The 23142-nt window shown below is 64.8% G+C and carries 25 protein-coding genes and 1 pseudogene; 18 read left to right on the top strand and 8 right to left on the bottom strand.

What is annotated here, in order from left to right:
• Positions 1-43 precede the first annotated feature (43 nt).
• From ACSBOB_RS00205 to ACSBOB_RS00170, 8 genes and pseudogenes are all read left to right on the top strand, one after another.
• On the top strand, positions 44-523 hold the full coding sequence (locus ACSBOB_RS00205; protein WP_442580464.1) for an ATP-binding cassette domain-containing protein: 480 nt from the start codon (positions 44-46) through the stop codon (positions 521-523).
• On the top strand, positions 408-1562 hold the full coding sequence (locus ACSBOB_RS00200; RefSeq protein WP_442580463.1) for an ATP-binding cassette domain-containing protein: 1155 nt from the start codon (positions 408-410) through the stop codon (positions 1560-1562). The genes ACSBOB_RS00205 and ACSBOB_RS00200 overlap by 116 nt, the downstream gene beginning before the upstream one ends.
• A complete protein-coding gene (locus ACSBOB_RS00195) occupies positions 1559-2506 on the top strand; it encodes an ABC transporter permease (RefSeq protein WP_442580462.1) in 948 nt (315 codons plus the stop codon). Before ACSBOB_RS00200 ends, ACSBOB_RS00195 begins: the two co-directional genes overlap by 4 nt.
• Positions 2503-3504 carry an ABC transporter permease gene (locus ACSBOB_RS00190; RefSeq protein ID WP_442580461.1) on the top strand — a complete coding sequence of 334 codons (1002 nt, stop codon included), beginning with the start codon at positions 2503-2505 and terminating at the stop codon, positions 3502-3504. The genes ACSBOB_RS00195 and ACSBOB_RS00190 overlap by 4 nt, the downstream gene beginning before the upstream one ends.
• 33 nt (positions 3505-3537) lie before the next feature.
• The gene (locus ACSBOB_RS00185; RefSeq protein ID WP_442580460.1) at positions 3538-4425 is read left to right on the top strand and encodes an amidohydrolase family protein; all 888 of its coding nucleotides are present in this window, start codon (positions 3538-3540) and stop codon (positions 4423-4425) included.
• Between the two features lie 181 nt (positions 4426-4606).
• Complete coding sequence (locus ACSBOB_RS00180; RefSeq protein WP_442580459.1) at positions 4607-4891, top strand: DUF2218 domain-containing protein; 285 nt, start codon at positions 4607-4609, stop codon at positions 4889-4891.
• 28 nt (positions 4892-4919) lie between these two features.
• Complete coding sequence (locus ACSBOB_RS00175; RefSeq protein ID WP_442580458.1) at positions 4920-5822, top strand: siderophore ABC transporter substrate-binding protein; 903 nt, start codon at positions 4920-4922, stop codon at positions 5820-5822.
• A gap of 83 nt (positions 5823-5905) precedes the next feature.
• Positions 5906-6130 (top strand): annotated as a pseudogene (locus ACSBOB_RS00170) (iron chelate uptake ABC transporter family permease subunit); the annotation flags it as partial.
• Positions 6131-6238: 108 nt separating this feature from the next.
• On the opposite strand, the gene ACSBOB_RS00165 reads toward ACSBOB_RS00170, so the two are convergent.
• Complete coding sequence (locus ACSBOB_RS00165; protein ID WP_442580457.1) at positions 6239-6604, bottom strand: hypothetical protein; 366 nt, start codon at positions 6602-6604, stop codon at positions 6239-6241.
• A gap of 266 nt (positions 6605-6870) precedes the next feature.
• On the opposite strand from ACSBOB_RS00165, the gene ACSBOB_RS00160 reads away from it, so the two are divergent.
• Positions 6871-8058, top strand: a complete 1188-nt coding sequence (locus ACSBOB_RS00160) for a M24 family metallopeptidase (protein WP_442583928.1) — start codon at positions 6871-6873, stop codon at positions 8056-8058.
• Positions 8059-8065: 7 nt separating this feature from the next.
• Here the strand turns inward: ACSBOB_RS00160 and ACSBOB_RS00155 are convergent, their stop codons facing one another.
• From ACSBOB_RS00155 to ACSBOB_RS00145, 3 genes are all read right to left on the bottom strand, one after another.
• Entirely contained in the window at positions 8066-8956 is an 891-nt protein-coding gene (locus ACSBOB_RS00155) for a DMT family transporter (RefSeq protein ID WP_442580456.1), read from the bottom strand.
• A 117-nt stretch (positions 8957-9073) separates the two neighbouring features.
• Complete coding sequence (locus ACSBOB_RS00150) at positions 9074-9493, bottom strand: cupin domain-containing protein (protein WP_442580455.1); 420 nt, start codon at positions 9491-9493, stop codon at positions 9074-9076.
• A 4-nt stretch (positions 9494-9497) separates the two neighbouring features.
• Positions 9498-10364, bottom strand: a complete 867-nt coding sequence (locus tag ACSBOB_RS00145) for a phosphoenolpyruvate hydrolase family protein (RefSeq protein ID WP_442580454.1) — start codon at positions 10362-10364, stop codon at positions 9498-9500.
• Between the two features lie 52 nt (positions 10365-10416).
• Between ACSBOB_RS00145 and ACSBOB_RS00140 the strand changes: the two genes are divergently transcribed.
• The 9 genes from ACSBOB_RS00140 to ACSBOB_RS00100 all read left to right on the top strand — a co-directional run bounded on the left by ACSBOB_RS00140 (position 10417) and on the right by ACSBOB_RS00100 (position 18586).
• Entirely contained in the window at positions 10417-11043 is a 627-nt protein-coding gene (locus ACSBOB_RS00140; protein WP_442580453.1) for a TetR/AcrR family transcriptional regulator, read from the top strand.
• Positions 11044-11407: 364 nt separating this feature from the next.
• Positions 11408-12718, top strand: a complete 1311-nt coding sequence (locus tag ACSBOB_RS00135; protein ID WP_442580452.1) for an extracellular solute-binding protein — start codon at positions 11408-11410, stop codon at positions 12716-12718.
• A 75-nt stretch (positions 12719-12793) separates the two neighbouring features.
• Positions 12794-13699 (top strand): carbohydrate ABC transporter permease, encoded by a 906-nt coding sequence (locus ACSBOB_RS00130; protein WP_442580451.1) that lies wholly within the window; start codon positions 12794-12796, stop codon positions 13697-13699.
• A gap of 1 nt (position 13700) precedes the next feature.
• Positions 13701-14660 (top strand): carbohydrate ABC transporter permease, encoded by a 960-nt coding sequence (locus tag ACSBOB_RS00125; protein WP_442580450.1) that lies wholly within the window; start codon positions 13701-13703, stop codon positions 14658-14660.
• Positions 14657-14863 carry a hypothetical protein gene (locus tag ACSBOB_RS00120; protein WP_442580449.1) on the top strand — a complete coding sequence of 69 codons (207 nt, stop codon included), beginning with the start codon at positions 14657-14659 and terminating at the stop codon, positions 14861-14863. Before ACSBOB_RS00125 ends, ACSBOB_RS00120 begins: the two co-directional genes overlap by 4 nt.
• Positions 14863-15963, top strand: coding sequence for an ABC transporter ATP-binding protein (locus ACSBOB_RS00115; protein WP_442580448.1), 1101 nt, complete (start codon positions 14863-14865; stop codon positions 15961-15963). Before ACSBOB_RS00120 ends, ACSBOB_RS00115 begins: the two co-directional genes overlap by 1 nt.
• Positions 15964-16144: 181 nt before the next feature.
• Entirely contained in the window at positions 16145-17230 is a 1086-nt protein-coding gene (locus ACSBOB_RS00110; RefSeq protein WP_442580447.1) for an ABC transporter ATP-binding protein, read from the top strand.
• A 132-nt stretch (positions 17231-17362) separates the two neighbouring features.
• Positions 17363-18253 carry an NAD-dependent epimerase/dehydratase family protein gene (locus ACSBOB_RS00105; protein ID WP_442580446.1) on the top strand — a complete coding sequence of 297 codons (891 nt, stop codon included), beginning with the start codon at positions 17363-17365 and terminating at the stop codon, positions 18251-18253.
• 75 nt (positions 18254-18328) lie between these two features.
• Entirely contained in the window at positions 18329-18586 is a 258-nt protein-coding gene (locus ACSBOB_RS00100) for a DUF2087 domain-containing protein (protein ID WP_442580445.1), read from the top strand.
• A gap of 48 nt (positions 18587-18634) precedes the next feature.
• Here the strand turns inward: ACSBOB_RS00100 and ACSBOB_RS00095 are convergent, their stop codons facing one another.
• The 4 genes from ACSBOB_RS00095 to ACSBOB_RS00080 form a co-directional block, all read right to left on the bottom strand.
• Positions 18635-19732, bottom strand: a complete 1098-nt coding sequence (locus ACSBOB_RS00095; RefSeq protein ID WP_442580444.1) for an NADH:flavin oxidoreductase/NADH oxidase — start codon at positions 19730-19732, stop codon at positions 18635-18637.
• Between the two features lie 181 nt (positions 19733-19913).
• On the bottom strand, positions 19914-20891 hold the full coding sequence (locus ACSBOB_RS00090) for an NAD(P)-dependent oxidoreductase (protein ID WP_442580443.1): 978 nt from the start codon (positions 20889-20891) through the stop codon (positions 19914-19916).
• A gap of 322 nt (positions 20892-21213) precedes the next feature.
• The gene (locus ACSBOB_RS00085; RefSeq protein WP_442580442.1) at positions 21214-21924 is read right to left on the bottom strand and encodes a FadR/GntR family transcriptional regulator; all 711 of its coding nucleotides are present in this window, start codon (positions 21922-21924) and stop codon (positions 21214-21216) included.
• 1 nt (position 21925) lies between these two features.
• Complete coding sequence (locus ACSBOB_RS00080) at positions 21926-23095, bottom strand: mandelate racemase/muconate lactonizing enzyme family protein (protein ID WP_442580441.1); 1170 nt, start codon at positions 23093-23095, stop codon at positions 21926-21928.
• Between the last annotated feature and the right edge of the window lie 47 nt (positions 23096-23142).

The following is a 23142-nucleotide window of genomic DNA, read 5'->3' as shown; positions in this document are numbered from 1 at the left end:
AACCCGCCCGGTCCTTCACCCGTCACCGATTGCGCAGCACAGGATGGATCGGCGCGACATGCTCCGTCTCACGAAAATCGACAAGTCGTTCGGGGCGACGCGAGCGGTGCGCTCCGTCAGCCTCGACGCCGCGCCGGGCACCGTGCTCGGTTTGGTGGGCGAGAACGGTGCGGGAAAATCGACGCTGATCAAGATCGTCGGCGGCGCGGTATTGCCCGACGCGGGCGAGCTGTGGCTCAACGCTCAACCAATCGCGCCGCGCAACACTCATGCGGCGTTGGCGCACGGCATCGTCGCCGTGTTTCAGGAACTGACACTGGTGCGCGAATTGACGGTTGAGCAGAATCTGCTTTTGACCAGCGCGCCGGTGAAACCGTGGCTAAGCATCGACCGCAAGCGCACGCGCCATGACGAAGGACATTCTTGGTCGGTATCGGCTGGATATCGCGCCCAAGACGCGGGTTGGCGACCTGCCCCTCGGCCGGCAGCAGATGATCGAGATCGTGCGAGCCGTAGAGCGTAATCCTCATGTGCTGCTGCTCGACGAGGCGACGGCAGCGCTCGGCGCCAGCGAAGTCGAATGGCTTTGGGAACTGGTTGTCCGGCTTCGGCGAGAGGGCAAGATCGTCCTCTTCATCTCGCATCGTTGGGACGAGATCGTGCGCTTCTCCAACCGCGTCGCAGTGCTGCGCAACGGCGAGCTCGTCGGAATGGCAGATACGGCCGAACTGCCGGAAACCGAGGCCGTCCGTCTGATGACTGGCAGGGCTACCGGCGAAGAATCCTTTCCGCATAAACCGACATTGCACGGTGGCGTGGCGCTGTCGGCGGACGATCTGCGCAGCGACACGCTGCGCGGCGTCGGGTTTGAACTCCGTCGCGGCGAGATCCTCGGCCTTGGCGGATTGGTGGGCGAAGGCCAGGGGCACCTCCTCGAATCGCTTTTCGGCGCTCACCGCCTGACGGCGGGCTCCATCCGCGTCGACGGCAAGCCGCTGGATCGGCCAACGCCGCGCCGCGTCATCCGCGCCGGCCTCGCCTATGTGCCGCAGGAACGCAAGACCGAAGGCCTGCTGCTGTCGAAGAGCGTCGGCCGCAACCTGACGCTGGCGATCCTCGACCGGTTGCCCTGCCTCTTCGGCATCATTGAACCCCGCAGAGAGGCGAGGCTGACGCGCGAGGCAATCGAAGGCGCGCGCATCCGCACAAGAGGCGGCAGCGAGCCTATCCGCAACCTCAGCGGCGGCAACCAGCAAAAGGTGCTGCTGGAGCGCTGGCTGTTGGCAAAGCCGTCCATTCTGCTGCTCAACGATGTGACGCGCGGCATCGACATCGGCACCAAGCGGCAGATCTACGAGACCATCGCCGCTATCGCGAGGCAAGGGGTCGGCGTGATCTGGTATTCGACCGACGCCCGCGAACTGGTCGGCGTCGCCCATCGCGTGCTGGTCATGCTCGGAGGCCGCGTCAGCGCCGAACTCAAGGGCGCAGACGTGACGGTCGACCGTATCGTCCACGCCGCCGTCATGGGTTCGGCGAAGCCTGCGGAGCGCCGCCCGTGATTGGCGCAATCCGTCGACGCAGCCTGCATATCGGCGACAAATGGCCGACGCTGGTGTTCCTCGCGCTCCTGCTGCTGCTCATCGGGCTCAAGGGCCGCTTCAATGCGTTCGACCTGCGCTCGCTCTGCGTGGCCGCCCTGCCGCTGGCGCTGATCGCGCTCGGCCAGTTCCTGATCATCCTGACACGCGGCATCGACCTGTCGCTGGGGCCGGTGGCCAGCGTCGCCGGCGCGGTGATGGCGATCTTCGTCACCTCCAGTCCGGCGCTCGGCCTGCTGCTGTCGATCGCGATCGGACTGGTTGCGGGGCTGCTCAACGGCACTCTGATCGTCGGCATCGGCCTGCCGCCGATCATCGTCACGCTTGCAACCATGTCGATCTGGCAAGGCATCGCGCTGATCGTGCTTCCCGACCCCGGCGGAAGCGTGCCCGCGCTCTACCAGGCGCTGTTCATCGGCGGTTTCTCTTCGCCCTATATCGGGCTGTTCTCTCTGTTTGCCTGGGGGACGCTGGTCACATGGCTGCTCGGCACGCGCTTCGGGCTAAAGCTGCGCGCCATCGGCGGGGACGAAACGGCGGCGGCGATGAGCGGCATCCGGGTGCGCGGCGTCAAGATCGCCGCCTACGTGCTGGGCGCGGTCCTGGCCGCTTTGGGCGGCATGTACATGGCGGTGTCCATGTCGTCAGGCTCGCCGACCGTCGGCGACGGCTACATACTGACGTCGATCGCCGCCGTCGTGGTCGGCGGCATTCCGCTGACCGGCGGCCGCGGATCGCCGCTTTCCGTAGTGATGGGGGCGCTGATCCTCACGGTCACGGCGAGCCTGCTCTACTTCGCTGAGGTCTCCTCCTTCTACCAGAGCCTGATCGACGGCCTCATCCTGCTGCTGGTGGTCGGAAGCGCCGGCGCGCGTGGCTTCCTGCAAGGCCAGGTGAGACGATGAGCGCGGCCGAGGGACGTGACATGACGGGCATGGCGCCCTCACCTCGCCGCATCCCCGACCTGCGCGCCGCGATGCCCGCCTTCCTGGTCATCGTCTCGATCGGTCTCATCATCCTGGCGGAGCGGCTTGCCCCCGGCTTCGCGTCATCGACAAACCTGCTGCAACTGCTGAAACTCGCCTCGTTCCTCGGCATCGTCGCGCTGGGACAGACGCTGGTCATGCTGGTCGGCGGCATCGACCTCTCGATCGCCTGGGTGCTGACGGGTTCGGCGGTGGTTTTTACCGGGATCTGCGCCGGCCAGGACGCCAACCTGCCGCTCGCTATTGCTGCGGCGCTCGGCGTCGGCCTTGGCGTGGGGTTCCTCAACGGCTTCGGCATCGTAAAACTCGGCATCGCGCCGATCGTCATGACACTGGCGATGAACAACATCATGCTCGGCGCGACCTTGGTCTATACGGGCGGCAATCCCGGCGGGGCGATCAGCCCGGCGGTCCGGGCGCTGGCCACAGGCTCGATTGCAGGCATTCCGTGGATGGTGCTGGCCTGGGCGCTGGTCGCGGTGCTGGCCATCGTCGCCATCCGCTATTCGCGCTGGGGCCGGCGGCTGCTGGCTGTCGGCGAGAATGCGCGCGTCAGCTTTCTCGCCGGCATCGACAATGACGCCGTGGTGATCGGCGCCTACGTGCTGTGCGGCGCCACCGCCTCGATCACAGGCATCCTGTTCGCCGCCTTCTCGGGCGCCAGCTTCCTCGGCATGGGGGACCAGTTCGTGCTGCCGGCGATTGCCGCGGTGGTGCTCGGCGGCACGTCGATGTTCGGCGGGCGCGGCGGTTATGGCGGCACGATCGCCGCCGTCCTGTTCACCACCATCGTGAGCACGGTGCTGGTCATCGGCAACATTTCGGCTGGCGTACGCAGCATCGTCTTCGGTGTCGCCGTGCTTGCCGCCATCATCGCGCAGCGCCTTCTGATGCGCGGCGAGGACCGTGAAACGTGAGAGCGCCCGCAACCGGGCCGGAGGAGATGAACCATGGCCAGGCGAAAGATCGTCGACGCGCACCATCATTTCTGGGATCTCGGCCGCGGCTATAATTACCCCTGGCTGCAGGACAAGCCCTCCGGCGAAGGCATGCTCGGCGACCTGTCGCCGATCGTGCGCGACTACGGCGTCGCCGATTATCTTGCCGACACGGCCGAGTATGAGATCGTCGCGTCGGTCCATATCGAGGCGGTGCCGCGTGATCCGCTGGAGGAAACCCGCTGGCTGACCAGTCTCGACGGCGATATCCCGACCGGCATCGTCGGCTTCGCCGCCCTCAACGGCCCGGACGCCGAGCGGATGATTGCCGCCCAGGCAGGCTTCGCCAAGGTCAAGGGCATCCGCCAGATCGTAAACTGGCATCAGAACCCTCGCCTGACCTTCACACCGCACGACCTCCTTGCCGATCCCGCCTGGCTCTCCGGCTATCGTCTGCTCGGCAAATACGACCTGAGCTTCGACATGCAGCTTTATCCCGGCCAGATGGACGCCGCGCATCGCCTTGCCGTGCGGCACCCGGGGACTTTGATCGTCATCAACCACACCGGCATGCCGGCCGACCGCGACCCGCATGGCATCGCCTTGTGGCGAGACGGCATGAAGCAGCTTGCCTCGGCCGAAAACGTCGTCGCCAAGATTTCGGGCCTCGGCATGGTCGATCATCACTGGACCACCGACAGCATCCGCCCCTTCGTACTTCATGCCATCGACTCCTTCGGCACCGACCGCGTCATGTTCGGCAGCAATTTCCCGGTCGACAGGCTCTATGGCTCCTTCGCCTCGCTCTACGCCGCGTTCGGGGCGATCGTCGCGGACTTCAGCGAGGACGAGCAGGACAGGATGTTCCGCGCCAACGCGCTCCGCCACTACCGGCTTTGACGCCGGATTCTCGCGGGGTCGACAGCGAGACGCGAGGCTGGTGGCCGCCTCGTCTGTGAAGCGTGGACGCTGCCGGCATGCGGGATTCGTAAAACGGCGGCCGAACCAGGGTCGGTAGCAACCTTGCCCCTGGGTGGCACTTGCGATAAGTGGAGCAAACTTATCATGTTAAGAGGTAGCCATGCTGACCGCGACCGCGCGCTGCGAAACGCCGAACGCAGACAAATACATCCAGCAGCTCTGCAAACATTTCGGCCACAAGATCGAGGCCGCTTATGCAGACGGGCATGGCGAATGCCGCTTTTCCTGCGGCACGGCGACGATGGACGCCGGCACTGAAAATCTCGACATCAAGGTGAAGGCCGCCGACGCCGAGGGGTTGAAAGACACCAAGCACGTCATCGAATCGCACCTGATCCGCTTCGCCTTCCGCGAGAATCTCCAGCCGTTGGTCTGGCACGGCTGAAGCGTCGCCCCGGTCCGGAAGCATACTCATGAGATGGCTCAGCCCTGTCCTGGCGATGCCGGTACTGGCTCTTTTCCTCGCCCAGGCTTCGGCTGCCGAGATCGAGACAGCGAAGGGGCCGGTGGAGATCGGAGAGATGCCGCGGACGCTCGCCGTCTTCGACATTGCCGCCGTCGACACGCTGGACAGCCTCGGCGTCACGATCGCCGGCCTGCCGGAAAATCTCTTCGTGCCCGAACTCGCCGGACTGAAGGCCGGCGCGCATATCGTCGGCACCATCTTCGAGCCCGACCTGGAAGCCTTGAGCGCGCTGGCGCCGGACCTCATCATCGTCGGCGGACGCTCCTCGCCGCAGTTGGCGGCGGCGAGCCGGGTCGCAAAAACCATCGATATGACGATGGACGGCGACGACCTGTTCGCCCAGGCCAAGCAGAGGCTGGCCGCATACGGCGACCTCGTCGGCCGGCAGGCGGAAGCGGCCGCGCTTGCCGCGGAGCTTGATAGCGCGCTGTCGTCGACACGCGACGCGGTGGCCGGCAAGGGCAAGGCGCTGATCCGGATGACCAGTGGCCCGAAGGTCACGGCCTACGGAACGAACTCACGCTTCGGCTGGGTGCATTCGGTGCTGGGCCTGCCGCCGGCGGTCGAGGATGTCGAGGCAGCCACCCATGGCGAGGCGGTCTCCTTCGAATTCGTCCGCGACGCCGATCCCGACTGGCTGACCGTCGTCGACCGTTCCGCGGCGATCGGTTCGGGCGAACAGAACGCCACGGCGGCGCTCGACAACGAACTGGTCGCCGAGACCAAGGCCTGGAAGAACAAGCAGGTCGTCTACATGCCTGCCGCCGATTTCTACATCGCCGCGGGCGGCGTCCGGTCGACGATGCGTGTGCTCGAGACGATCCGCGACGCCTTCTCGCGGAAACCATGACGGCGGCGCCCATCGGTCCGCCAAGTTTCGCCTATGGGGCAATCGGCATGGCGACACTGCTGGCGCTCTTTGCCGCCAGCCTGTTCGTCGGCCTTGTCGCGCCGAACGTCATGTCGCGCTTCGCCGGTGAAAACCTGCGCCTCACCTTGCCGTGGGTCGAGGGGGGCGGCGCCGCGCTCGTGCTCGCCTGCGACATCGTCGGCAGGCTGATCCGCTTCCCCTACGAGGTTCCGGTCGGCACGGTGCTCGGTGTCGTCGGCGCGCTGCTTTTCCTCGTCCTGCTGTCTCGCCGGGACAGCAATGGCTGAAGCCGCGATCCGGGATGTCATGGCGCGGCCCGGCCGCCGCCTCGGTGAACGCCTACCTTGAATGGACGCCGCCGTCCAAGCCGGACTTCACCCTGCGTCTCGAAGCCCTCAACATCTTTGACGAGAACTACACCGACCGCGCTGCCTTTGGGCAGGATTTCGACGGCGTGAATCCACACTACGACCCGGGCCGCTCGTTCCGTCTGACTGCCACGGCGCGGTTCTGACATCGAAAAGGCCGGCGCGGGAGCGACCCGCGCCGTCGCCGGGAAGCGGCTCGGCCGTCAGCGCCGAAACGGTGATGACCGGGTCGTCGGCCCGGCCCTGGAACGGGTTCTCGCGCAAGATCACCTCGAAGCCGCTTTCGGCCTGTCCGGGGAAATCCAGCGTCAGATAGGCGCTGTCATGCAGGAAGCCGAGGCGTGGGTCGAAGCTGTCGATCCCGGCGCGCTCGAACAGCCGCGCCACCGCCACGCAGGCCTCCATCTCATGCCGCCGGTTCGCGCTTCGAATTGGTGATGCGCACCGGCAACGAGAATTTCGGCATCCAGGCGGCGTCTTCGCAACAGAGGAGCCGGTCCCGGCCGCGGGTCTTGAGCATGCGCCATGCCTGCCCGACGAGCTTACCCATTGATAGGGAAGCGGTATCGCGTGGATTCGCCGTAAAACGACGACCGGATAAGCCGCGCCGTTGCGGAAAGCCACCCGCCCGCGCTACCTTGTGGGCAGGGAGAGATATCATGAACATCAAATCGCAGGCTTCGGCCGTATCGGCCATTCCGTTCGACCACGAAAAACTCGACCGCCTGATGGATGCGGCCGGCATCGACGTCTTGGTGGCCACCTCCAAGCACAACGTCCAGTACCTGCTCGGCGGCTACAAGTTCATCTTCTTCGCGGCTATGGATGCGATCGGCCACAGCCGCTACCTGCCTTTCGTCGTCTACGAGAAGGGCCGGCCGGAGAACGCCGCTTATATCGGCAACAAAATGGAAGGCGGCGAACACGCCAACCGTCCTTTCTGGACGCCTGCCGTACAGACTGCGACCTGGGGTTCGGTCGATGCCGCGAAGCTCGCCGCCGAGCATATAAGCAAGGTCGCCAAGCCCGGCGCGCGCATCGGCTTCGAGCCGCCCTTCATGCCGTCCGACGCGCATGCCGTTCTGGAACAGCTCGGCAACAGCATCGTGCTGGCCGACGCGACGGCTGTGTTCGAACGGCTGCGCGCCGTGAAGACCGCGGAGGAACTGGACAAGCTGCGGGCGGCTTCGGAACTCATCACCGATTCCATGCTCGCCACCATCGAGGCGGCGCATGAGGGAACGACCAAGACCGAGATCATCGAGCGGCTGCGCCGGGAAGAAACGAAGCGCGGCCTGCATTTCGAATATTGCCTGCTGACGCTGGGCTCCAGCCACAATCGCGCCGCCTCGCCGCAGGCGTGGAAGAAGGGCGAGGTGCTGTCGATCGATTCCGGCGGCAACTATCACGGTTATATCGGCGACCTCTGCCGCATGGGCGTGCTGGGGGAGCCCGATGCCGAACTGGAAGACCTGCTGTCGGAGATCGATGCCGTCCAGCAGGCCGCCTTCGCAAAAATCCGGGCCGGGGCTCTGGGCGGCGACCTGGTCGCCGCCGGTGAGACCGCGCTCAAGGCTTCGCCGAGTGCTGCCTTCACCGATTTCTTCGCCCATGGCATGGGCGTCATCAGCCATGAAGCGCCGTTCCTGATGACCAACCATCCGGTCGCCTATGAGGGCGTCGATTCGGGCAACCCGCTGGAGGCGGGCATGGTGCTTTCGGTGGAGACCACCATGCTCCATCCGTCGCGCGGTTTCATCAAGCTCGAGGATACGCTGGCCGTCACCGAAACCGGCTACGAGATGTTCGGCGAGCGCGGCCGCGGCTGGAACCGGGGCGGGCGCTGACCCGATCCTAGACGCGGTTCCGGTTCAAGGGATTCCACCGCACCTTGCCGAGCCGGATGCGTTCGCGCGCAACCGTCAGCAATCCCGAGCCAGCGATCACGGCGAGCCCCGCGACCGTCCAGGCATCGGGCTCTTCGCTGAAAAGCAGCGCGCCGATGACGACCGCCCAGACGATCTGGGAATACTGCGTGGAAGCGAGTTGGTTGGCCGGCGCGAACCGCGTGGCGCGCAGCAGCACGATGTGGCCGCTCGCCGAGAATACGCCGGCCACGATCAGGACGGCCGCCTGCTCCAGCGTCGGCAGGGTGACGGAGGTGACGGCCATCGCCGCGGCGTTGAACACGAGCACATAGACGATCAGGTAACCCAGCATCGTCGTCTGTTTCTCGTGGTTGGCGAGCGAACGCATCAGGACGACGGTGACGGCCCCGAGAAGCGCCAGAACGATCGAGGCGAAGTGCCCGAATTCCAGGGCTCGGAAACCCGGCCTCACCACCAGCAGGACCCCGGCGAAACCGGCGACCACGGCGAACCAGCGCCACGGGCCGACCTGCTCCTTGAGGAAGACGATCGACAGCACCGTCACGAACAGCGGGGCCAGGAAGATGATCGCATAGACCTCGGCCAGCGGGATCGAGGTGAATGCGACGACGCTGAGAACGCTGGAAACGACACCGAGGACGGCGCGCCCTTGCACCGCCCAAGGGCGCCGCATCCGCCAGAACTCGGCCCATCGCTCGTGTCTAGGCTTGGCAAGGAAGATGCAGGCGCCGGAAACGAGCGTCAGGAAGAAGCCGATCTCGAACACCGAAAGTTCACCGCCCAGCGCCTTGATCGCGGCGTCGCTCCACGAGTAGGTGGCATAGGCGATGAGCGCCAGCAGGATACCATTGTTCACGGATGTACTTTCGCGACGCGCCATCCGGCGAATCGGACAGGCAGCGAAGTTTACCGCTTCGCCCCGCGCGATGCTCGTGTCAGCCGCGCATAAACCATGAACTTTTGTTGCCGGGCGTTACGCGGTTCCGGGCGGAATCAGCCGGAAATCCGGCAGGTCGCGCAGCGCGAGTTCCGGCCCGGCCGGCGAATAGACGACGAACAATTGCATCGGTCCGTCGCTGGTGTTCAGCGTCGAATGGAAACGGCTTTCCGGCACGAAGATCGTGCAGCCGGGGCCAACCCTCTGCGTGACCGGATTGCCCTGCTCGTCCTCGACCATCTGCTCGCCGTTTCCGGAGATCACGAAGATGATCTCTTCCGCGCCCGGATGGTTGTGGCGCGAATGGCCCTGGCCCGAGGGCAGGTCGACGACACCGCCGGAAAAGCGTTTTGCGCCGTTGACCTCCGGCGCGACGGTCAGAGCCAGCCTTCCCCAGTCGAAACCAAACGCCGTCACGTCCTTCGGATAGACAAACACCTTCGACTTATCGCTCATCGCCTCATCCCTTCTTTTTCTTTGCCGGCTTCGCGGTCTTGCCGACCGCGAGCGCCTTGAAGTCGGCCGTCTGCCGGGCGATCGCCGCTTCGGCCGGCAGGCGCTCCATCGAGGAGGCGCCGTAGAAGCCGTGCAGCCCTTCGACCCGCTCCAGCACATAGCGGGCGTCGTCGGGCATCGAGATCGGCCCGCCATGGCAGAGCAGGATCACGTCCTTGCGCACCGAGCGAGCGGCATCGGCGATCGCCTCGATCTCCTTGATGCAGTCGTCCAGCGACTTGGCCGACGTGGCGCCGATCGTGCCGCCGGTGGTCACGCCCATATGCGCCACGACGATGTCGGCGCCGGCCTTGGTCATCGCCCTGGCCTCGTCGGGGTTGAAGACGTAGGGCGTGGTCAGCAGGTCGAGCTTGTGGGCCTCGCCGATCATGTCGACCTCCAACCCGTAACCCATGCCGGTTTCCTCGAAACTCTGCCGCATGGTGCCGTCGAACAGGCCGATGGTCGGAAAATTCTGCACGCCGGAGAAGCCGATATCCTTCAGTTCAGCGAGGAAGCGCGGCATGATCACGAACGGGTCGGTGCCGTTGACGCCCGCCAGCACCGGCGTGCGCTTGACGACGGGAAGCACCTCCACCGCCATTTCCTTCACGATCTCGTTGGCGTTGCCATAGGCGAGCAGTCCGGCGGCCGAACCGCGGCCCGCCATGCGGTAGCGGCCGGAGTTGTAGATGATGATCAGGTCGATACCACCGGCCTCCTCGGATTTCGCCGACAGGCCGGTGCCCGCGCCGCCGCCGACGATCGGAACGCCGTCGGCGATCATCTTGCGGAATTTTTCCAGGATCTTCTTGCGCGGAATGGCGGCCATTTCCCCCTCATGCGGCTGTTGTAATTTTTTGAGACGAGCGTATCATATTGATATGGATATCTCGCGTCAATCGAGCCCAGACGAGATCGAGCGTGGCCCCCGCGCCCGCACGCGCCGGCTGATGCTGGAGACGGCGAGCCGGCTGATGCAGTCGGGCGTGACGCCTTCGGTGACCGAGGCGGCGGAGGCGGCGGGCGTGTCGCGCGCCACGGCCTATCGTTATTTCCCAAGCCAGGCAGCGCTCGTGCAGGCCGTGGTCGACGAGGGGCTCGGCCCGATCCTCACCTGGAAGTCGGACGCAAAGGACGCCGAGACCCGCGTCGACGATCTCATCGGCATATCGCTGCCGCGCATCGAGGCCTATGAGGCGACCTTCAAGGCGGCGCTGAAACTCTCGCTCGACCAGTGGGCGCGACGGCAGGCGGGCACGCTGGGCGACGAGCCGCGCTTCACCCGCGGCCATCGCGTCGACCTGCTCGAGGACGCCATTGCGCCGCTGCGCGGCAAGCTTCCGGCGGCACAGTTCGAACGGCTTGCGCAGGCGCTGTCTCTGGTGTTCGGTGTGGAGGTCCTGATCGTGCTCAAGGACATATGGGGGCTGGATGGGGAGGAAACGCAGTCTGTCGCCCGCTGGGCCGCGGCAGCTTTGGTGAAGGCGGCGTCGGCCGCGGAATTGTGAAGCGCGGAAGCTCCTTCGCGCCAATCTGGTTCTACCAGATGGGGAAGCCGCGTGAGGAGACGATTTTGCTTTTCTTTGCGGATAAATCGCAAAACCGGCCGAACATGAACAAAAACGAAGGAGAATGAAGAATTTTCGCACAGGTGGGATACCTTCAATGGTTTTAGATCGCTAAGAAAGCCCTTGACGACCAACTCTTGTTGGTACTACCAGATTGCGAAGAGGAACGGCATCGGCCGGCAGGCCATGCGGTTCGAAAACCGGCCGGGGAGGGTCGGCACCGCGACGCGGCGGCGAAAAGGCAAACGGACCGGAGGATCGTCCGAAGGTCCGCGAACGTATATGCACAAGGGAGGAACTTGTAATGCGAAAGACAATGACCGGCATTCTTGCCGGTATCGGATTCTCGCTTGCCTGCGGAACGTCGGCGTTCGCGCAGGAACTGACCATCTTCTGGGCGGAATGGGACCCTGCGAACTACCTGCAGGAACTCGTCAACGAGTATGAGAAGGAGACCGGCGTCAAGGTCACTGTCGAGACCACGCCGTGGTCGGACTTCCAGACCAAGACCTTCACCGAATTCAACGCCAAGGGCAGCGCCTACGACATGGTCGTCGGCGACTCGCAGTGGATCGGGGCTGCTTCGGAGGCCGGGCACTATGTCGACCTGACCGAGTTCTTCGCCAAGCACAAGCTTGCCGAGACAATGGCGCCCGCCACGGTCAAATATTATTCGGAATATCCCGCGGCTTCCGGCAAATACTGGTCGATCCCGGCGGAGGGTGACGCCGTCGGCTGGTCGTACCGCAAGGACTGGTTCGAGGATCCGAAGGAGAAGGAAGCCTTCAAGGCGAAGTACGGCTACGATCTTGACGTGCCGAAGGACTGGAAGGCGCTGCGCGATATCGCGGAGTTCTTCCACCGTCCCGACGAGAAGCGCTACGGCGTCGCCATCTACACCGACAACTCCTACGATGCGCTTGTGATGGGCGTCGAGAACGCCATCTTCTCATGGGGCGGAGAGCTCGGCGACTACGCCACCTATAAGGTCGACGGCATCATCAACTCGGACAAGAACGTAGCCGCGCTGGAGGCCTACAGGGAGCTCTACAAGTTCACGCCTCCGGGCTGGGCCAAGTCTTTCTTCATCGAGGACAACCAGGCCATCACCGAGAACCTGGCGGCGATGAGCATGAACTACTTCGCCTTCTTCCCTGCGCTGGTCAACGAATCGTCCAACCCCAACGCCAAGAACACCGGCTTCTTCGCCAACCCGGCTGGTCCGACTGGCGAACAGTTCGCCGCGCTCGGCGGCCAGGGCATCTCGATCGTCAATTATTCCGAGAACAAGGAAGAGGCCTTCAAGTTCCTCGAATGGTTCGTCAAGGACGAGACCCAGAAGAAGTGGGCGGCGCTTGGCGGCTACACCTGCAACAAGGCGGTGCTTGAATCGCCTGAGTTCCAGAACGCTACGCCTTACAACAAGGCGTTCTACGACACCATGTTCAAGGTGAAGGACTTCTGGGCGACGCCGGAATACGCCGAACTGCTGATCCAGATGAACCAGCGCGTCTATCCCTACATCACCGGCGATCAGGGTACGGCCAAGGAAGTGCTCGACGGCCTTGCCGGCGATTGGAACGCGACCTTCAAGAAATACAACCGGATCAAGTAATCCGGCCTACAAAAAGCTGGAGAGGGCGTAGCCCGCCCTCTCCTTTTTCATTGGACTCCCCGCAGGAGGAGAGTTTTGGCAACAGCCGTCATGACCACGCTGGATCCGAAGTCGCGCGCCGCCTCCCGCGGCATGAGCGATATCGCGATCCGCAATCTCTTCATCATCCCGACAATCCTCTTCCTGATCATCTTCAACATCTTCCCGCTGATCTATTCGCTCGGCTATTCCTTCACCGATTTCCGCGCCTCGACCAGTGCGCCGGCGAACTTCGTCGGGCTGCAGAATTACCGCGACCTGCTGAACGACCCCTACATCTGGAACAACTTCATCGTCACGGCCAAGTACGTGCTCGTCTCGGTGACCGGCCAGGTGATCGTCGGCTTCGGCACGGCGCTGCTGCTCAACCGCGACATTCCGCTGAAGGGCTTGCTGACGACGCTGCTGCTGCTGCCGATGATGCTGTCCATGGCCGTCGTCGGCTTGTTCTGGAAGCTGCTCTACGATCCGTCCTTCGGCATCATCAACTACGCGCTCGGGCTGGGCACTTTCGAATGGCTGTCCAATCCGGACATGGCGCTCTACGCCGTGGCGCTGACCGACATCTGGATGTGGTCGCCCTTCGTCATGCTCTTGTCGCTGGCGGGCCTGTCGGCCGTGCCGAAGCATCTCTACGAGGCCGCCGCGATCGACCGCGCCGGCCCGCTCTACACCTTCTTCCGCATCACCTTGCCGCTGGTCGCGCCGATCCTGATGATCGCCATCATCTTCCGCACCATGGAGGCCTTCAAGACCTTCGACCTCGCATACATCCTGAGCAGCCAGCCCACAACCGAGGTCATCTCGATCCGGCTCTATAAGATGGCGTTCCAGGAATGGCAGACCGGCCGCTCCTGCGCGCTCGCCTACATTGTGCTGATCATGGTGCTCGCCATCACCAACATCTACGTGAAATATCTGAACAAGGTGAAGGAGCGCTGAGATGGCGGCCGTACGCACATCCACCGAAGTCGCGCTCAACCGCGTCGCCATTGTGACGGTGCTGCTGATCACGCTGATCTTCCTGGCACCGATTTACTGGATCGTCTCGACTTCGTTCAAGCCGCGCAACCTGTCGACGACTGTGCCGCCGACCGTGCTGTTCGAACCGGAGATCTCGCCCTTCGTAAAACTCTTCACCAAGCGCTCGCAATTGCGCGCGCCGCCGACGCCGGAGGAATATGCCGCCGCCCCGTGGTGGGAGCGCATGGTGTTCGACGGCGGCGAGAAGGTCGTGCGCGACGGCAAGGGCAACGTACAGTGGTCGGCCTATCCCAACCGCTTCATGAACTCGCTGATAGTGGCGATCACGTCGACCGTGCTTGCCGTCGGCATGGGAACCTTCACGGCGTACGGGTTCTCCCGCTTCAAGGTGAAAGGCGAGCAGGACCTTCTCTTCTTCATCCTGTCGACCCGTATGCTGCCGCCCGTGGTCGTGGCGATCCCGATGTTCCTGATGTACCGTGTCGTCGGCCTCAACGACACCCATTGGGGGCTGATCATCCTCTACACCGCCTTCAACCTGTCCTTCTCCGTCTGGCTGATGAAGGGTTTCATCGACGAGATCCCGAAGGAATACGAGGAGGCGGCCCTCGTCGACGGCTACACGCGCATGCAGGCCTTCTTCAAGGTCGTGCTGCCCGAGGCGGCTACCGGCATCGCGGCGACCGCCGTGTTCTGCTTCATCACCGCATGGAACGAATACGCTTTCGCGCTGATCATGACCAACCGCCGCGCCCAGACCGCGCCGCCTTTCATCCCCAGCCAGGTCGGCTCCGGCTTGCCCGATTGGACGGTGATCGCCGCGGGCACGTTCCTGTTCCTGCTGCCGGTCGCCATCTTCACCTTCCTGCTCCGCAACCATCTGCTGCGCGGCATGTCCTTCGGAGCGATCCGTAAATGATCCGGCACGCGACCCTTCAGCGTACGGCCGAAGTGGTGATGATCTTCGGCATCATCGCGCTCTGCCAGCCCTGGAACCTGTTCCTGCACCGTTACGGGCTGACCATCGTGCTCGTCGGCCTTATCACGTTCATGCTGACCGGCTGGTTCGGCCCGAAGGGCGATGCAGCACCGCCCGCGCAGCCCGGCAAGGAAGGTCACTGATGACCCAGATCGAGCTTCGCGGACTGCAAAAATTCTTCGGCACGGTGCAGGTCATCAAGGACCTCAACCTGAAGATCGAGGACAACGAGTTCATCGTGCTGCTCGGGCAGTCGGGCTGCGGCAAGACCACGACGCTGCGCGCCGTCGCCGGCCTGGAAACCGTCGACGAGGGCGACATCCTCATCGACGGCCAGCCCGTCCAGCATTTGAAGGCCTCGGACCGCGACATCGCCATGGTGTTCCAGTCCTTCTCGCTCTACCCGCATATGTCGGTCTACGAGAACATCGCCTTCCCTCTGCGTGCCACGCGCATGAGCAAGGTCGAGGTCGACAAGGCTGTCCGCGAGATCGCCCGGGTGCTGAGGATCACCGACCTGCTCGACAGGAAACCGTCTGCGCTGTCGGGCGGCGACATGCAGCGCGTCGCCATCGGTCGCGCCCTGGTCCGGCGGCCGAAGGCGATGCTGATGGATGAGCCGATCGGCGCGCTCGATGCAAAGCTGCGCGAGGAGATGCGCGCTGAGATCAAGCGCCTGCACATCAAGCAGGGCTCGACCACCATCTACGTCACCCACGACCAGATCGAGGCGATGAGCCTCGCCGACCGCATCGTCATCATGCATGAAGGCGTGCTGCAGCAGGTCGGAAGCCCGGAAGAGGTCTATAAATACCCTTCCAATCTGTTCGTCGCGCAGTTTGTCGGGAGCCCGGTGATGAATGTCGCCGGCGCGGCGGTCTCCGAGGACAAGGGCGCGGCATCGGTCACCGTAAACGGCGCGCCGCAGGGTTTTGCCTTTCCGCGCGAACTTCTGTCGAAGCTCAACGGCAAGGCAGCGTCGGGCGTCTCGCTCGGCATCCGCCCGGAAGGCGTGCTGGTCAGCCACGACGCGGCCGACGGTTATCTGCCCGTCGAGGCCAGCATCATCGAGCCGCTCGGCTCCTACGACATCGTCGACCTGAAGGTCGGCGACCAGATGCTGCGCGCCCGCACCCGCGCCGGCTATGTTTCCAGACCCGGCGACCAGGTCTTTGCCCGCATCGACCCGTCGCAGGCGCATTTCTTCGACGCGGGCGGACAGTCTCTGGGGGTGCGGTTGTGATGGCTCGTAGCGCCTCACCCTCCCCCTCGTGGGGAGGGTCGATCCGCGCAGCGGATCGGGGTGGGGGTCTCGGGCCCTCTCTTCTAGAGCCCGTCTATACCCCCACCCCGTCTCGATTGTTTCGCCGTGCTCAACAATCTCGCCGACCCTCCCCACAAGGGGGAGGGTAAGGAGCGCTCCAATGGCCCATATCCAGCTCAAGAACATTTCGAAAAAATTCGGCGCGCACACCGCGCTCAGCGGTCTCGACCTGGAGATCGGGGATGGCGAGTTCTTCGTCCTGCTCGGCGAGACCGGGGCGGGAAAGACCACGACGCTGCGGCTCATCGCCGGCCTTGAAAAGCCGACCGAGGGAAAGATCTTTATCGACGGCGCCGATGTCGGCGACTGGGGCGCGGCTGAGCGCGACGTCGCGCTGGTGCTGCAGCAATATTCGCTCTACCCGCGCTATACGGTGCGGGAGAATCTCGAATTCCCGCTGAAGTCGAAGATCCGCCGCCTCGAGCCGGCCGAGATCGCCGAGCGGGTCGCGCGGGTCGCCAAGACGCTGCGCATCGAGCACCTGCTGGAACGCAAGACCGACCGCCTGTCCGGCGGCGAGATGCAGCGTGTCTCGATCGGGCGCGCCATCGTGCGCAAGCCGCGCGTCTTCCTGATGGACGAGCCGCTGTCGGCGCTCGACGCAAAACTGCGCGAGGCGCTGCGCACCGAACTGAAGAATCTGCAGATGAACCTCGGCGCGACCTTCCTGTTCGTCACCCACGACCAGATCGAGGCGATGTCGATGGGCGACAAGATCGGCGTGCTCAACCACGGCCATCTCGTCCAGGTCGGCACGCCCAGCGAGATCTACAACAATCCGCTCAACACCTTCGTGGCGCGTGCCGTCGGCTCGCCGCCGATGAACCTTGTCGACGGCAGTCTGGTCGCCGGCCGGGCCGTCGTGGCGCCGCAGACCTTCGAACTGCCTTACGAAGGCCTCGTGCCTGCCGGCGCGCGCGCCGACGGCCGGCCCCTCACCTTCGGAATCCGCCCCGAGGATATCGTGCTCGAGAGCGGCGCCCCGGTCTCGGCGACGGTCCACGATGTCGAGAACCACGGCGTCGAGAAGATCGTTACCTTGCGCGTCGGCGACACCATGCTCCACGCCACAGCCCCCGCACGAACCGATCTCGCCATGGAGCAGACCGTGCGCTTCGGATGGAATCCGAAAAAGGTTTCACTGTTCGATCGCGGCACCGGGGTCAGCCTCCGCCACGCCGGCTGATCGACACGCTCGCGGCTTTGCACCGCGTGAAAATAGGGCTTCGTCCGCCGTCCGCCTCGTGGACGAGGCCCGCTTCCCGCGCCATAGTCGATCCCCGACGAAGATCGATGACAGTCTAGGGAAACCGCAAAAATGACAAAACGTATCGTGTTCACCGGCGGGTCGGGCAAGGCGGGAAAACATGTCGTGCCGTGGCTCAAGGAGCGCGGCGACTACGAGATCCTCAATGTCGACCTGAAACCGCTCGACTGTCCCGGCGTCAACACGCTGATCACCGACGTGACCGACAGCGGCCAGGTGTTCAACGCGCTCTCCATGCATTTCGGCTTCGACGGCTACGAGAAGCCCGGCGGGCCGAAGAAGGTCGACGCGGTCGTCCATTTCGCGGCGGTCCCGCGCGTCCTGATCAACCCGGACAACAAGACCTTCTCCGACAACGTGATCAGCACCTACAACGTCATCGAGGCGGCGGTGAAGCTCGGCATCCGCAAGGTCATCATCGCCTCCAGCGAGACCACCTACGGCGTCTGCTTCGCCGAGGGTGACAAGGATTTCAAGCACTTCCCGCTGGAGGAGGACTATCCGATCGACCCGATGGACAGCTATGGCCTGTCCAAGCAGCTCAACGAGCACACCGCCCGCGCCTTTGCCGACCGGACCGGCGCCGACATCTATGCGCTGCGCATCGGCAACGTCATCGAGCCGCACGAATACGGGCCGTTCAAGACCTACGCCGAGAACCCGCCGATGCGCAAGCGCAACGCCTGGAGCTACATCGACGCGCGCGACCTTGGCCAGATCGTGCATCTGTGCCTGGAGAAGGACGGGCTCGGGTTCCAGGTCTTCAACGCCACCAACGACACGATCACCGCCAACGAGCCGACCGAGGAGTTCCTGAAACGCTGGGCGCCGAACACGCCGGTCACCCGGCCGATGCCAGGCTTCGAGGCGCCGCTGTCGAACCGCAAGATCCGTGAAGTGCTGGGCTTCAAGGAGGAGCACGATTGGCGGAACTATGTGTGAACAAGGAGCCTGAACGTTGAAACGCCGCGGCGCGATCAAGTTGCTCGCGCCCAGCCATGAGGCAGGGCGGTCGACATGACCGCCTCGTTCGACCGCCACGGCGTCGTCACCCGCTGGCCGCGCAAGAGCCGGGAGCGTGGCGACGTGCTCGACCACCTCGCATCGAAATTCGAACCCGCCCGCATCTACAAGGAGACGGAAGTCACCGCCATCCTCCGCGCCTGGCATGGCTTCGGCGACCATGCGCTGCTCAGGCGCGAACTGTTCGAAAGCGGCCGGCTCGGCCGCGACCCGCGCACCGGCACCTACTGGCTGATCGCCCGCAACGCTTGACCAGGCGCGCCGGGTCGCGTGCCGGTCCCAATTTCGGTCGGCGACGGCCTACGCCGCCTGCTCCCACTTTCGCGGCAGATGCGCGGCTCGGGCAAGCTGCGGCGCAACCGCAAGCTCGTGGCCGAGGGCGGCTGCGGCCCGCCAGGGCCAGCGCGGATCGGCGAGGATGGCGCGCCCCAGCGCCACCATGTCGGCGCGCCCGCTGCCGACGATCTGGTTCGCCTGAAGCGGTTCGTCGATCATGCCGACGGCGCGCACCGGTATGCCGGCGCCCTTGCGCACGGCTTCCGCCAGATGCACCTGGTAGCCGGGGCCGGACGGGATCTTCTGCAGGGGCGAGTTGCCGCCGCTGGAGCAGCAGATATAGGCAAGCCCCGCCGCCTTGTAGGCCTTGGCCACCTCCACCCCTTCCTCGACGCTGAGCCCGCCGTCGACCCAGTCGGTCACGGAGATGCGTGCGCCGACCATCAGGCCCGGCACGGCCTCCTTCACCGCATTCGCCACGGCCAGCGGGAAGCGCAGCCGGTTCTCCAGCGACCCGCCATAGGCATCCTCTCGGTGGTTGGAAAGCGGCGAGATGAACTGGTGCAGCAGGTAGCCATGGGCGGAATGCAACTCTATGAAATCGAAGCCTGCGCGCTCGGCGCGCCTGGCGGACGCCGCGAAATGCTCGACCAGTTTTTCGATCCCGGCTTCCGTAAGCGCCTGCGGCGTCGGGTAATTCGCGTTGAAAGGCAGCGCCGACGCCGACACGGTCGGCCAGGGATCCTCGTCGGCGCCGAGCGGCCCGCTACGCTCCCATCCGCGCCGGCAGGAGGCCTTTCGGCCGGCATGAGCCAGTTGGACGCCGAACCTGGTGCCCGGCGCCGCGACCCGCTTCGCCGCGTCGAGCGCGCGCCTGGCGGCGTCCTCGTTGGCGTCCGAATAGAGCCCCATGCAGCCATGGCTGATGCGGCCGCGCCGCTCGACATCGGTCATCTCTATGGTGATCATGCCGGCGCCGGACATGGCGTAGGTCATCCATTGCTGGAGATGCCAGTCGCTCGCCGAGCCGTCATTGGCCGAATACTGGCACATCGGCGCGACGGCGATGCGGTTGGGGATCTCAAGCCCGCCGATCGTGATGGGAGAGAACAGGTCTGTCATGGGAGGGCTCCGGGAGGGTTCCGGCCTTATGTAACCAGTAGTGACCATGGCGCAATAGGTGACTGACAGCCGCCTTGCGGTCATCGCCGCTTCGCCCCGCCATTCACCACACTGTCATCGCGCCAGCCGCTTCGATCAATCCCGCCTTGTCCCGGCAGGTGCTGCAACGCGGCGGCAGGTTCTACCGCTCGCCGAACCGTTGGCGATACCGCTCGACCGCTTCCGCATTGCGCAGGTTGAGCGGCAGCTCATCCCCGAGCACGCGCAGCGCCTCCGCGGCGGCGCCGACGCCCATGCGCATCATGCTCTCCTCGGTGATGCCCGCCAGATGCGGTGTGACGATCACATTGTCGAAGGACAGATAGGGATGGTCCGGTACCAGCGGCTGCTTCGTGAACACATCGAGCGCCGCGCCGCCGATGCGGCTCTCGCGCAGCGCCTCGATCAGCGCCTCGTCGTCGATCACCGGCCCGCGCGACACGTTGACCAGGATCGACCCCGGCCTCATCGAGGCGATCCTTTGCCGGCTTATCAAGCCGATCGTGTCCGCCGTCAGCGGGCAGGCGAGCACCACGATGTCGCTCTTCGCCACCAGCACATCGACCGGCGCCGGGCGCACATAATCCGGAAAACCCGCGCCGCTGCGGCTGGCGCCCAGCACTGTCAGGCCGAAACCGCTATGACCGATTGCCGCGACTTCGCGGCCGATGGCTCCCATGCCGACGATGCCGACGGTCCGCCCGGCGAGTTCGCGCGCCGCGTTGGCGTGCTCGCGGCCGGCGAACCATCCTTCGGCCCTGAGGTCGCGGTCGATGGCGCGGAACTGCCGAAGCAGCGCCAGCGCGGTGAAGATCGCATGCTCCGCGACGGATCGCGCATTGGCGCCCGGCAGATTGGCGACCAGCACGCCGGCTGCGGTCGCCGCTTCCACCGGGATCATGTCCAGCCCGGCGCCGTGACGGATCGCGGCGCGGATCATATGTGAGCCGGCAAACATCTCCGGCGGCAGCACGGCGCGCACGATCACGACATCGACATCCCGCGATTCCTTCACCAGCGTCGCGCCGTCCAGCGCGGAGGCGATCCGCAGTTCGGCGGCGCCGTCCAGCAGCTTTGCCGCGCTCGGATGGAGGGCGTGGGTGGAATAGATAATCGGCATGCTGATACCTGTCCGGTGCGTCCTTCGAGGCTCGCCCACGAAGGACTTTTTCCAATTGTTCAGCCTTTCGCGGGCTAGCACCTCAGGATCAGGACCGTTGTGCCTGCAACTCGATCATCAACGTCGGCCCATGTTTGCCTGCATTATGAACACTGTGCTTGAGCCATTTGTCCCAAGGATGTGGCGTGGGCCATTAGCGTTGTGGGTACTCGGTCCTCATCCTGAGGTGCGAGCCCGCAAGGCGTTCAAATACGGCGAAGACTTTGAAGGGCGAGCCTCGAAGGACGCATCTGAAACACCCACCAAGCAAAACCGTCCAGCCTCAAGCCTTCTCCAGCGCCTTGGTCGCCTCCTCGCCGCCCGCGATGAGCCCCTTCCAGTAACTCTCCGCGCCTTGCAGATGGGCGCTCATCAGCGCCTGGGCCAGATTGCCGTCGCGGCGCACCAGCGCGTCGAAAATCTGCAGGTGTTCGGCATGCGAGCGCTGGCCGCGCGCCGGGTCGTTGAAATAGATCGGCAGGCGGCGCTCGCCCATGACGTAGTAGATGCTGCAGATCTTGTGGAACACGCTGTTCTGCGTCGCCCGTACGATCTCCAGGTGGAAATCGCGGTCCTGGCGCGCCAGGCCCTCGCCGGCGGCCAGCCGCGCCTCGGAGGCGGCCAGGATCCCGCGCAACCGTTCGAAATTCTCGTCGGTGGCGCGCGAGCAGGCGAGTTCCGCCGCCTTGATCTCGTGGATTTTCCTGAGTTCCACCGTCTCGTAGATCTGGATGGGATCGAGCGGCACGCCCGCCTTGGCGAACAACGCCATGGCCTCGACGCTCGCCTGGTGCGTGGTCAGGTAGATGCCGGATTTCGCCCTGCGTTCGACGATGCGCATGGCTTCCAGGATCGCCAGCGTCTCGCGGATCTGGCCGCGGCTCACGGAAAAATGCTCGGCCAGCTCGCGTTCCGAGGGTGTGCGGCCCGTCTCGCTGTTGGAGCAGGCGTAGAGATACGCCGCAAGCTCGGCGAGAAGATCCTTTTCCTTCATGTCAGCTGCCTTGCGCGTGAGCCTCCAGGAACTTTTCCGACACGGTGAAACCGAGGCCGGGCTTTTCGGGAATGGCGACCATTCCGTCCTTTGCCTCGACGGTTTCCTCGACCAGGTCGTGGATCATCGGATTGGCGCCTAGCGAATATTCGACGGTAAAACTCGCCGGCGACGCCGCGCATAGGTGCAGGCCGGAGAAAAAGCAAGGCGCGCCGGCCCACAGATGCGGCGCGAAGCGCAGGTTGAAGGCGCTGGCGATGGTGCTGATCTTCATCGCTTCCGAAATGCCGCCGCAGAAGGCCGGGTCCGGTTGAAAAATGTCGGCGGCCTTCATCACAGCCAGATCGCGGAAATCGTAGCGGGTGGCCTCGCTTTCGCCGGCGGCAACCGGCACGGGACCGGAGGCGCGCACCTCGGCCATCCCCGCCTTGTCGTCGCCGATGACCGGCTCCTCGAACCAGGCGAGGTCGCAGTCGGAAACCAGCGCGGCGAAGCGCTTTGCCTCGGCGACCGTGTAGGTGCCGTGTGCGTCGACGCTGATGTCGACGCCGTCGCCCAGCGCCTTTCGAGCGGCGCGGACGCGCGTCGCGGAAAGATGCGGCGCGCCGTCCATCGCCCCCACCCTCATCTTCACCGCCCTGAAGCCCCCGGTATCGATGTAGGATTTCAATTGGTCGCCGATCGTCTCGGCCGGCGCCCAGCCGCCGGATGCGTAGGCCGGCAGGCGGTCGGCCTTGCGGCCGCCGAGCAACTGCCAGACAGGCTGGCCGAGATGTTTTCCCAATATGTCCCACAGCGCGATGTCGATGGCGCTGATCGCGGCGATCGACATGCCGCGCCGCGCGATCTGCGGCATGGCGTGGCCGTGTTTCACGGCGGAGTCGGAGCGCACGCCGTTGTAGAGCATTTCCCAGATCGGGCCGATATCGCCGGCATTGCGGCCGGTGAGCATAGGGCCAACCTCGTGGTTGATCATATGGACCAGGGCGCCGTAGGAGCCGGCGCTGCCGGCGGCGTTCTTGCCTTCGCCCCAGCCGACCAGCCCGTCGTCGGTTTCGATGCGGACGATTGCCGCGTCGAACGTCTGCACCTGACCGAAATCGCTGCGGTGCTGGCGCGCGGTTTCGATTGGAATCCGGACCCACCAGGCCTGGGTAGTCTTGATGCGCATCGATTGCCTGTCATTCTTCAAATAAAGAGGCTGCGCCAGCCGTCGCC

Origin of the sequence: Mesorhizobium sp. KACC 23794 (genome assembly GCF_052180275.1) — a bacterium.
Classification (GTDB): Bacteria; Pseudomonadota; Alphaproteobacteria; order Rhizobiales; family Rhizobiaceae; genus Kumtagia.
Note: the sequence above shows the minus strand (reverse complement) of the source record. Positions and strands in the feature narration are given on the sequence as shown.

Bases quoted from the DNA above. Each gene is read 5' to 3' on its own strand.
- ACSBOB_RS00205 (WP_442580464.1), top strand. From the start codon at position 44: ATGGATCGGCGCGACATGCTCCGTCTCACGAAAATCGACAAGTCGTTC.
- ACSBOB_RS00200 (WP_442580463.1), top strand. From the start codon at position 408: ATGACGAAGGACATTCTTGGTCGGTATCGGCTGGATATCGCGCCCAAG.
- ACSBOB_RS00190 (WP_442580461.1), top strand. From the start codon at position 2,503: ATGAGCGCGGCCGAGGGACGTGACATGACGGGCATGGCGCCCTCACCT.
- ACSBOB_RS00185 (WP_442580460.1), top strand. From the start codon at position 3,538: ATGGCCAGGCGAAAGATCGTCGACGCGCACCATCATTTCTGGGATCTC.
- ACSBOB_RS00180 (WP_442580459.1), top strand. From the start codon at position 4,607: ATGCTGACCGCGACCGCGCGCTGCGAAACGCCGAACGCAGACAAATAC.
- ACSBOB_RS00175 (WP_442580458.1), top strand. From the start codon at position 4,920: ATGAGATGGCTCAGCCCTGTCCTGGCGATGCCGGTACTGGCTCTTTTC.
- ACSBOB_RS00160 (WP_442583928.1), top strand. From the start codon at position 6,871: ATGAACATCAAATCGCAGGCTTCGGCCGTATCGGCCATTCCGTTCGAC.
- ACSBOB_RS00150 (WP_442580455.1), bottom strand. From the start codon at position 9,493: ATGAGCGATAAGTCGAAGGTGTTTGTCTATCCGAAGGACGTGACGGCG.
- ACSBOB_RS00145 (WP_442580454.1), bottom strand. From the start codon at position 10,364: ATGGCCGCCATTCCGCGCAAGAAGATCCTGGAAAAATTCCGCAAGATG.
- ACSBOB_RS00140 (WP_442580453.1), top strand. From the start codon at position 10,417: ATGGATATCTCGCGTCAATCGAGCCCAGACGAGATCGAGCGTGGCCCC.
- ACSBOB_RS00135 (WP_442580452.1), top strand. From the start codon at position 11,408: ATGCGAAAGACAATGACCGGCATTCTTGCCGGTATCGGATTCTCGCTT.
- ACSBOB_RS00125 (WP_442580450.1), top strand. From the start codon at position 13,701: ATGGCGGCCGTACGCACATCCACCGAAGTCGCGCTCAACCGCGTCGCC.
- ACSBOB_RS00120 (WP_442580449.1), top strand. From the start codon at position 14,657: ATGATCCGGCACGCGACCCTTCAGCGTACGGCCGAAGTGGTGATGATC.
- ACSBOB_RS00115 (WP_442580448.1), top strand. From the start codon at position 14,863: ATGACCCAGATCGAGCTTCGCGGACTGCAAAAATTCTTCGGCACGGTG.
- ACSBOB_RS00110 (WP_442580447.1), top strand. From the start codon at position 16,145: ATGGCCCATATCCAGCTCAAGAACATTTCGAAAAAATTCGGCGCGCAC.
- ACSBOB_RS00105 (WP_442580446.1), top strand. From the start codon at position 17,363: ATGACAAAACGTATCGTGTTCACCGGCGGGTCGGGCAAGGCGGGAAAA.
- ACSBOB_RS00100 (WP_442580445.1), top strand. From the start codon at position 18,329: ATGACCGCCTCGTTCGACCGCCACGGCGTCGTCACCCGCTGGCCGCGC.
- ACSBOB_RS00095 (WP_442580444.1), bottom strand. From the start codon at position 19,732: ATGACAGACCTGTTCTCTCCCATCACGATCGGCGGGCTTGAGATCCCC.
- ACSBOB_RS00090 (WP_442580443.1), bottom strand. From the start codon at position 20,891: ATGCCGATTATCTATTCCACCCACGCCCTCCATCCGAGCGCGGCAAAG.
- ACSBOB_RS00085 (WP_442580442.1), bottom strand. From the start codon at position 21,924: ATGAAGGAAAAGGATCTTCTCGCCGAGCTTGCGGCGTATCTCTACGCC.
- ACSBOB_RS00080 (WP_442580441.1), bottom strand. From the start codon at position 23,095: ATGCGCATCAAGACTACCCAGGCCTGGTGGGTCCGGATTCCAATCGAA.